Origin of the sequence: Nocardia sp. NPDC057353, assembly GCF_042667085.1 — a bacterium.
Taxonomy (GTDB): Bacteria; Actinomycetota; Actinomycetes; order Mycobacteriales; family Mycobacteriaceae; genus Nocardia.
In genome coordinates, this window is record NZ_JBHVAK010000060.1 from 23716 (window position 1) to 31475 (window position 7760).

The 7760-nt window shown below is 73.1% G+C and carries 8 protein-coding genes; 3 read left to right on the top strand and 5 right to left on the bottom strand.

What is annotated here, in order from left to right:
- Nucleotides 1-54: 54 nt before the first annotated feature.
- Nucleotides 55-1329 carry a class I SAM-dependent RNA methyltransferase gene (locus ACFUUZ_RS25740; protein WP_378700480.1) on the bottom strand — a complete coding sequence of 425 codons (1275 nt, stop codon included), beginning with the start codon at nucleotides 1327-1329 and terminating at the stop codon, nucleotides 55-57.
- Nucleotides 1326-3314, bottom strand: coding sequence for an APC family permease (locus ACFUUZ_RS25745; RefSeq protein WP_378700482.1), 1989 nt, complete (start codon nucleotides 3312-3314; stop codon nucleotides 1326-1328). The genes ACFUUZ_RS25740 and ACFUUZ_RS25745 overlap by 4 nt, the downstream gene beginning before the upstream one ends.
- A 195-nt stretch (nucleotides 3315-3509) precedes the next feature.
- Here ACFUUZ_RS25745 and ACFUUZ_RS25750 point away from each other — a divergent pair, with 195 nt between their 5' ends.
- Together ACFUUZ_RS25750 and ACFUUZ_RS25755 are read left to right on the top strand one after the other, a co-directional pair.
- Nucleotides 3510-4175 carry a potassium channel family protein gene (locus tag ACFUUZ_RS25750; protein WP_378700484.1) on the top strand — a complete coding sequence of 222 codons (666 nt, stop codon included), beginning with the start codon at nucleotides 3510-3512 and terminating at the stop codon, nucleotides 4173-4175.
- A 2-nt stretch (nucleotides 4176-4177) separates the two neighbouring features.
- The gene (locus ACFUUZ_RS25755) at nucleotides 4178-4849 is read left to right on the top strand and encodes a TrkA family potassium uptake protein (protein WP_233019483.1); all 672 of its coding nucleotides are present in this window, start codon (nucleotides 4178-4180) and stop codon (nucleotides 4847-4849) included.
- Here ACFUUZ_RS25755 and ACFUUZ_RS25760 read toward each other — a convergent pair.
- The 3 genes from ACFUUZ_RS25760 to ACFUUZ_RS25770 form a co-directional block, all read right to left on the bottom strand.
- On the bottom strand, nucleotides 4846-5481 hold the full coding sequence (locus ACFUUZ_RS25760; protein WP_378700486.1) for a sigma-70 family RNA polymerase sigma factor: 636 nt from the start codon (nucleotides 5479-5481) through the stop codon (nucleotides 4846-4848). The genes ACFUUZ_RS25755 and ACFUUZ_RS25760 overlap by 4 nt on opposite strands.
- Nucleotides 5482-5604: 123 nt before the next feature.
- Nucleotides 5605-6300, bottom strand: coding sequence for a DUF3159 domain-containing protein (locus ACFUUZ_RS25765; protein ID WP_378700488.1), 696 nt, complete (start codon nucleotides 6298-6300; stop codon nucleotides 5605-5607).
- Between the two features lie 3 nt (nucleotides 6301-6303).
- Complete coding sequence (locus tag ACFUUZ_RS25770) at nucleotides 6304-6681, bottom strand: OB-fold nucleic acid binding domain-containing protein (RefSeq protein WP_378700490.1); 378 nt, start codon at nucleotides 6679-6681, stop codon at nucleotides 6304-6306.
- Nucleotides 6682-6802: 121 nt separating this feature from the next.
- On the opposite strand from ACFUUZ_RS25770, the gene ACFUUZ_RS25775 reads away from it, so the two are divergent.
- Entirely contained in the window at nucleotides 6803-7501 is a 699-nt protein-coding gene (locus tag ACFUUZ_RS25775) for an alpha/beta fold hydrolase (RefSeq protein WP_378700492.1), read from the top strand.
- Nucleotides 7502-7760 lie beyond the last annotated feature (259 nt).

Consider the following 7760-nt stretch of genomic DNA (forward strand, 5'->3'; position numbering starts at 1 on the left):
GGGCCGGGGTGGCGCGCGCGGTGAACGGCACCGCCGGCGAGCCCGGGCGGCCGGTCAGCGCTCCAGCAGGGCCAGGCACTCCACGTGGTGCGTGCCGGGGAAGGCGTCGACCGCGCGCAGCTCGGTGAGCTCGTACCCGGCCTCGCGGTACAGCCCGACGTCGCGGGCGAAGGCGGCGGGGTCGCAGCCGATGTGCACGATCCGGGCCGGGCCCGCGGCGGTGAGCGCCCCGACGACCTCGCGGCCCGCGCCCGACCGCGGCGGGTCGAGCACGACGACATCGGGGCGCGGAGGGCGGGCGGCGAACCACTGGTCGACGCGGAGCACCTCCAGGTCGACCCAGGGCAGGTCGGCCAGCGCGGCGCGGCCCGCGGCGACCGGCCCGGGCGCGGACTCCACCGCGTGCACCGCACCACCGGGCCCCACCTGCTCGGCCAGCCGGGCCGCGAAGACCCCGGCGCCGCTGTACAGATCCCAGGCCCGCTGCCCCGGCGCCTGTCCGGCCCACTCGGCGACCCGGTCGGAGTAGTACTCCGGCGCCGCCCGGTGCGCCTGCCAGAAGGCGGTGGCGGGCAGCTCCCAGCGCCGCTCCCGCACCCGCTGCACGGCGGTGCCGTCGCCGTCCAGCAAGCGGGTGGCGCGGTGCGCGTGCGCGGCGGTGCGCCGGGCCGCGGCATTGCGCCGCGACTGCTCCGCCCGGCGCCTGCGCCCACCCGCCGCTGCCACCGGTGCGGGCGGCGCGAGCTCGACCACGTGCCTGGTCCCCGCCGAGTCGACGGCGATCACCAGGTCCGCCCCCGGCGTGAATCGCTCCTGCTCCAGGCCGTCGACCGCGCCCGCGACCGGCTGCGGGCAGCGCAGGTCGGGCACGATCTCCGCGCTCCGGTGGCCGTGCACCCCGGCGCGGCCCGCGGCGTCGACCACCAGCCGGACCCTGGTGCGCCAGCCGCCGGTCTCCGCGGGCGGCCCGAGCGGCTCCACGGTGACCTCCCGCTCCAGCAGCGCGATCCGCCGCAACTGCTCGGCGACCACGCTCGCCTTGAGCTCCCGCTGCAGTGCGGGGGTGGCGTGCGTGAGGTCGCAGCAGCCTGCCCCGCCGGGTCCGGAGACCGGGCAGGTGGCCCGCACCCGCCCGGCGGCCCCCTCCAGGATCTCGACGGCGTCGGCGCGGGCGAAGGAGCCGCCCCGGTCCTCGGTCACCCTGGCGCGCACCAGTTCCCCCGGCAGCCCGTGCCGGACGAAGACCACCCGCCCCTCGTGCCTGCCGACGCAGAAGCCGCCGTGCCCCGGTGCGCCGAGCCGCACCTCGAACTCGTCGCCCGCGCTCACGGCCGGTCCTCGTAGCCGCGGCGCACCGAGCCGGGCGCGTCCACCACGCCCTGCTTCCTGGCCTTGGCCGAGGAGCTGAGCTGCCACGGCACGCTGGTCACCATGACGCCGGGCTCGAAGAGCAGCCTGCCCTTGAGCCGCAGCGCGGACTGGTTGTGCAGCACCTGCTCCCACCAGTGGCCGACCACGTACTCCGGGATGAACACGGTGACCACCTCGCGCGGGGCGTCCTTGCGCACCCGCTTGACGTAGTCGAGCACCGGTTTGGTGATCTCCCGGTACGGCGATTCGACCACCTTGAGCGGCACCGCCATGTCGCTGCGCTCCCACTCGCGGACCAGTTTGCGGGTGTCGGCGTCGTCCACGTTCACCGTCACCGCCTCCAGGGTGTCCGGCCGGGTCGCCCTGGCGAAGGCGAGCGCGCGGCGGGTGGGCAGGTGCAGCGTGGAGACCAGCACGATGGCGTGCGAACGGCTGGGCAGCACGCCGTCCCACTCGGTCTCGGCCAGCTCGCGGGCGACCGAGTCGTAGTGCTTCCTGATCATCTTCATCACCACGAAGATCGCGACCATCAGGAAGATGGCGATGTAGGCGCCCGCGAAGAACTTGGTGATCAGCACGATCACCAGGACGGTCCCGGTGGCGGAGAGGCCGATGGCGTTGATCACCCGGGAGCGCTTCATCCGCTTGCGGTGGTCGGTGTCGGTCTCGGTGCGCAGCAGCCGGGTCCAGTGCCGCAGCATGCCGGTCTGGCTGAGCACGAACGAGACGAAGACGCCGACGATGTAGAGCTGGATGAGCTTGGTCACCTCGGCCCCGAAGAGCACGACGAAGGCGATGGCGGCGCCGGAGAGGAAGAGGATGCCGTTGCTGAAGGCCAGCCGGTCGCCGCGGGTGTGCAGCTGCCGGGGCAGGTAGCGGTCCTGCGCCAGGATCGAGCCGAGGACAGGGAAGCCGTTGAAGGCGGTGTTCGCCGCGAGCACCAGGATCAGCGCGGTGACGATGGTGATGAAGAAGAAGCCGACCGGGAAGCCCGCGAAGACGGCCTCGGCGAGCTGGGCGATCAGCGTCTTCTGGTGGTAGTCGGCGGGCGCGCCGATCAGGTGCGCCGGGTCGTGCGCGTAGACGACGCCGATCCGCTCGGCCAGCAGGATGATGCCCATGAGCAGCGCCACCGCGATCCCGCCGAGCAGCAGCAGCGTGGTCGCGGCATTGCGCGACTTCGGCTTCCGGAAGGCGGGGACGCCATTGCTGATCGCCTCGACGCCGGTCAGCGCGGCGCAGCCGGAGGAGAAGGCGCGCGCGATCAGGAAGGCGAAGGCGATGCCGTAGAGGTGCTCCTCCTCGGCCTCCAGCCCGAACCCCGCCGATTCCGCGTGCAGCTCCGCGCCGAGCACGTACACCTGGAACAGCCCCCAGCCGAGCATCACGAACATGCCGACGATGAAGGCGTAGGTGGGGACCGCGAAGGCGGTCCCCGACTCCCGGACCCCGCGCAGGTTGATCGCGGTGAGCAGGGCGATCGCGACCACCGCGAAGAGCACCTTGTGGGTGGCGACGAACGGGATCGCGGAGCCGATGTTGGAGGCGGCCGCGGAGATCGAGACCGCGACGGTCAGCACGTAGTCCACCAGCAGCGCGCTGCCGACGGTGAGCCCGGCGCTCGGGCCGAGGTTGGTGGTGGCGACCTCGTAATCGCCGCCGCCGGAGGGGTAGGCGTGCACGTTCTGCCGGTAACTGGCGACCACGACGGCCATGACCGCCGCGACCGCCAGCCCGACCCACGGCGCGTACAGGTAGGCGGAGAGCCCGGCGGCGGAGAGCACCAGGAAGATCTCCTCCGGCGCGTACGCCACCGACGACATCGCATCGGAGGCGAAGACCGGCAGCGCGATCCGCTTCGGGAGCAGGGTGTGACCCAGCGAATCGCTGCGGAACGGCCTGCCGAGCAGCATGCGTTTGGCGGCCGTCGTCAACTTGGACACCGGAGGGAGCATAGAGTGCCGTCCGGTCTCCCGCCCGCGCGACCGGGGCGTTTCCGGATGGAGGCGATGCGGGCCACCCCGGCGTTTGCCACGCGGCCGCACGGGGAAACGTGCCGGGAGGACATCGCGGGCGGTACGGTTCGGATGCCGGAGCGGCCGTGGCCTCCAGCGCCACGGTTCAGGAACGAGGTTGTGGTGTACGTAGTGATCATGGGGTGCGGGCGGGTCGGCTCCTCGCTGGCCCGGGCGCTGATCCGGGTCGGGCACGAGGTCACGGTGATCGACCGCGACCCCAGCTCCTTCCTGCGCCTCGGCGCCGACTTCCCCGGGACCACCGTGGTCGGCGTCGGCTTCGACCGGGACGTGCTCACCAGGGCCGGGATCGAGCGCGCCGACGCCTTCGCCGCGGTCTCCTCCGGCGACAACTCCAACATCATCTCCGCGCGGGTGGCGCGCGAGATGTTCGGCGTGGAGCGGGTCGTCGCCCGGATCTACGACGCCAAGCGCGCCGCCGTCTACGAGCGGCTCGGCATCCCGACCATCGCCACCGTGCCCTGGACCACCGACCGCTTCCTGCGCACCCTGATCGCCGACAGCAGCACCACCACCTGGCGCGACCCCACCGGGACGGTCGCGGTCACCCAGCTGGTGCTGCACGAGGAGTGGTTCGGCCGGACCGTGCGCGACCTGGAGCGCGCGGTCGGCGTGCGGGTGGCGTTCGTGCTGCGCTTCGGCCGCGGGCTGCTGCCGGACACCAAGACCATCGTGCAGGCCGACGACGTCGTCTACGTGGCGGTGCCCTCCGGCAGCGTCGGCGAGGCCGTCGCCATGGCCGCCAAACCCCCCGCGAGCGAGGACTGAGGATGAAGGTCGCGATTGCCGGAGCGGGCGCCGTCGGGCGCTCGATCGCGCGGGAGCTGCTGCGCGGCGGGCACCGGGTCATGCTGCTGGAGCGGGAGCTGTCGCACCTCGACGAGGAGGCGATCCCGGACGCGATCTGGGTGCACGCCGACGCCTGCGAGCTCTCCCTGCTGGAGGAGGCGGGAATGGAGACCTACGAGGTGGTCATCGCCGCGACCGGCGACGACAAGGTGAACCTGGTGCACAGCCTGCTGGCCAAGACCGAGTTCGGGGTGAGCCGGGTGGTGGCGCGGGTGAACGATCCGCGCAACGAGTGGCTCTTCGATTCGTCCTGGGGGGTGGACGTCGCCGTCTCCACCCCGCGGCTGCTGGCCTCGCTGGTGGAGGAGGCGGTCTCGGTCGGCGACCTGGTGCGGCTGATGACGCTGCGGCAGGGGCAGGCGAACCTGGTGGAGATCACGCTGCCGAACGACACCGCGCTGGCGGGCAAGCCGGTCCGCTCGCTGCGGCTGCCGCGGGACACCGCGCTGGTGACGATCCTGCGCGGGGGTCGGGTGATCGTGCCGCAGGCCGACGACCCCTTCGAGGGCGACGACGAACTGCTCTTCGTGGCCTCGGTGGAGGCGGAGGAGGACCTCCGCGTCGCCCTGGCGGACCACGGCATCCGCCCTTAAGCGGCCTGCAGTTCCTTGCGCAGCTTGTTCAGCGCGCGGTGCTGCATGACCCGGACCACGCCCGCGCTGGTGCCGATGGCCTCGGCGGTCTCCGCCGCGCTCAGCCCGAGCACGATCCGCATGACCAGCACCTGGCGGTGCGCGGGGGCGAGCACCTTCATCAGTTCGCGGGTCTCGGTGCTGCGCTCCGCGGCCAGCGCCCACTCCTCCGGGCCCGCGGCCGAGCAGGCGGTCTCCGGCAGCTCGGCGGTCGGGTAGGCGGTCAGCTGGCCGCGGCGGAAGGCGTCGGCGACCTTGTTGGCGGCGATGCCGTAGACGAAGGCCAGGAAGGACTTGCCCTGGTCCTGGTAGCGCGGGATGGCCTTGACGGTGGCGATCAGGATCTCCTGCACCACGTCGTCGGCGGTCACCTGCAGGTGGCTGCTGTTGCCGAGCCGGGCCAGGCAGTAGCGGCGCACCAGCGGCTGCACGATCCGCAGGATGTCACCGACCGCCCGCTGGTCGCCCGCGGCGGCCGGGCCGATCAGGCCGTCGAGCTCGGCGGCGACCCGGCGGCTCTCGGAGTTGGCGGCGCCGGAACGGCTCGAGGAGGTCCGGGTGGAGTGGATCGCGGTGGTGTGCTCGGTGGCCATTGCTCCGAGGTCCTTTCTCGCCGTTCGTTTTCGGTGACGAGAAAATCGTCCGTCGGAACGGACCTCGGAAACAGGTACCCCAGGGTGGGGAACACCCCCACCTCCCGGTGGGGATGGCACCCCCTAGCGGGCGGCGTGCCGCCCGACGGACTTCGCGGACTTGACCGGGGCGTGCCCGGCCCGGCGCACCGCCCACACGGTGACCACCAGCGCGACCGCGGTCAGCGGCCACCCCATGGCGATCCTGGCGACCGCGAGCCAGCCGGTGTGGTCGGTGTCGTACAGCTCGGACTGCACCAGGTAGCGGGCGCCGAAGACCAGCACCCAGGCCAGCGTGGCGAGGTCGTAGAGCCGCACGACGGCGGGCTGCTCCCGCCAGGTGGCCCCGTGGCCGTTCAGCACGCCCCAGAGCACCCCGACCAGCGGCCTGCGCACCAGGATCGAGGCCAGGAAGATCCCGGCATAGACCAGGCTGGTGTAGATGCCGAACAGGAAGTAGCCCTTGGCCTCGCCGACCCGGTAGGCGATGAAGGCGCAGATCCCGACGCCGATGAAGCCGGAGATGGCGGGCTGGATCGGGCTGCGCCGGACCAGCCGCCAGACCAGGATCGCGGCCGCCACCCCGAGCGCGGCCCAGACCGCGGCGGTGAGCCCCCACAGCGTGTTCACCGGCACGAAGACCAGGACCGGGAGGGTGGAGTAGATCAGGCCGCTGATGCCGCCGAGCTGTTCCAGAACGGTCTGTTCGGAGCGCTCCGCTCGGGTCTCCGCTTCGGCCTCGGGCTCGTCGCGGGTCCCGGTGTCGTCACTGGTCGGCATACGTCAGCTGTTCCCACGCAGTTCGTAGTAGGGGTTGAAGATCACCTTGCGGCCGTCCCGCTCGCCGACCCGGCCGCGGACCAGGATCTTGCGGCCCGGCTCGATCCCGGGGATCCGCTTGCGCCCGATCCACACCAGGGTGATGGCGTCGGTGCCGTCGAAGAGCTCGGCCTCGATGGCGGCGCCCGCCGCCTTGGAGCAGGCCTCGACGCTGCGCAGCCTGCCGAGCATGGAGACCTCTTCGCCGCGGCGGCATTCGGAGGCGCGACAGGCGCCGGAGGCCTCGGCCGACTCGGCCAGCTCCTCGGCGTCCAGGTGGTCGATATCCGCGGTGAGCCGGCGGCCGAGGCGACGGAAATATCCCGAGGCAGCGGATGACATGGCACGCTCTCCTGGCATTCGCGACGTGGGTTGCACGCCGTCGTGGTTTCCTCGCTCGGCCGGTTGTGGCCGTACACCGCCACTGTAGATGGCGGGACCGGGGGCCGCTACGCTCGGCCCGATGTTGCGCTTTCCCGATCCGGCCGTGGTGGTGGCCCTGCCCGGTACCGGCTCCGACGCGGACTTCGCCATGCGGGCCTTCGGGGCCGCGTGCACCGCTCGTGAGCTGCCGATCATCGCCGTGCAACCGGATCCGGAGGCGGTCGTCGCGAGCTGCCTGGCGGCGCTCGATGCCGCCGCGCGGCGGTACGGGCGGGTGGTCGCGGCCGGGATCTCGCTCGGGGCCGCGATCGCGGTCGAGTGGGGGTGCGCGCACCCGGAGTCCGCGGCCGGGGTCATCGCGGCGCTGCCCGCGTGGACCGCGGGGGCGGACGGGGAGTGCCCGGCGGCGCTGAGCGCGCGGATCACCGCGGCGCAGGTGCGGGCGGACGGGCTCGAGGAGACGATCGCGCGGATGCGGGCGGGCAGCCCCGGCTGGCTCGCGGAGACGCTGACCCGGTCCTGGCGTGGGTACGGTTCGGCGCTGCCCGCCGCGCTGGAGGAGGCGGCGGCCTACCGCTGGCCCGCCGAGGCGCGCCTGCGCTCCCTCCCCGTCCCCACGGTGGTGATCGGGGCCGTCGACGACCCCGTCCACCCCTTTCCGATCGCCGAGCAGTGGGCCGCCCTGATCCCCGGCGCCACCCTGCACAAGGTCACCCTCGCCGAGTTCGGCGCCGACCCTTCCCTCCTCGGCCACCTGGCCCTCGGTCGCACCCCCTGACCGTACGGCCCTATGTCGCCCGCTCCGCGCTCGACTGGCTACCGCCTGAAGCGGCGGCAGCCGACCGGCAGATCCGCCGAGCGCGAAGCGAGCGACCTCTTGCCCCGAACGCCGCGGGAGCCGAGCAGCAGATCCGCCGAGCGCGAAGCGGGCGACCTCCCGCCCCGAACGCCGCGGGAGCCGAGCAGCAGATCCGCCGAGCGCGAAGCGGGCGACCTCCCGCCCCGAACGCCGCGGGAGCCGAGCAGCAGATCCGCCG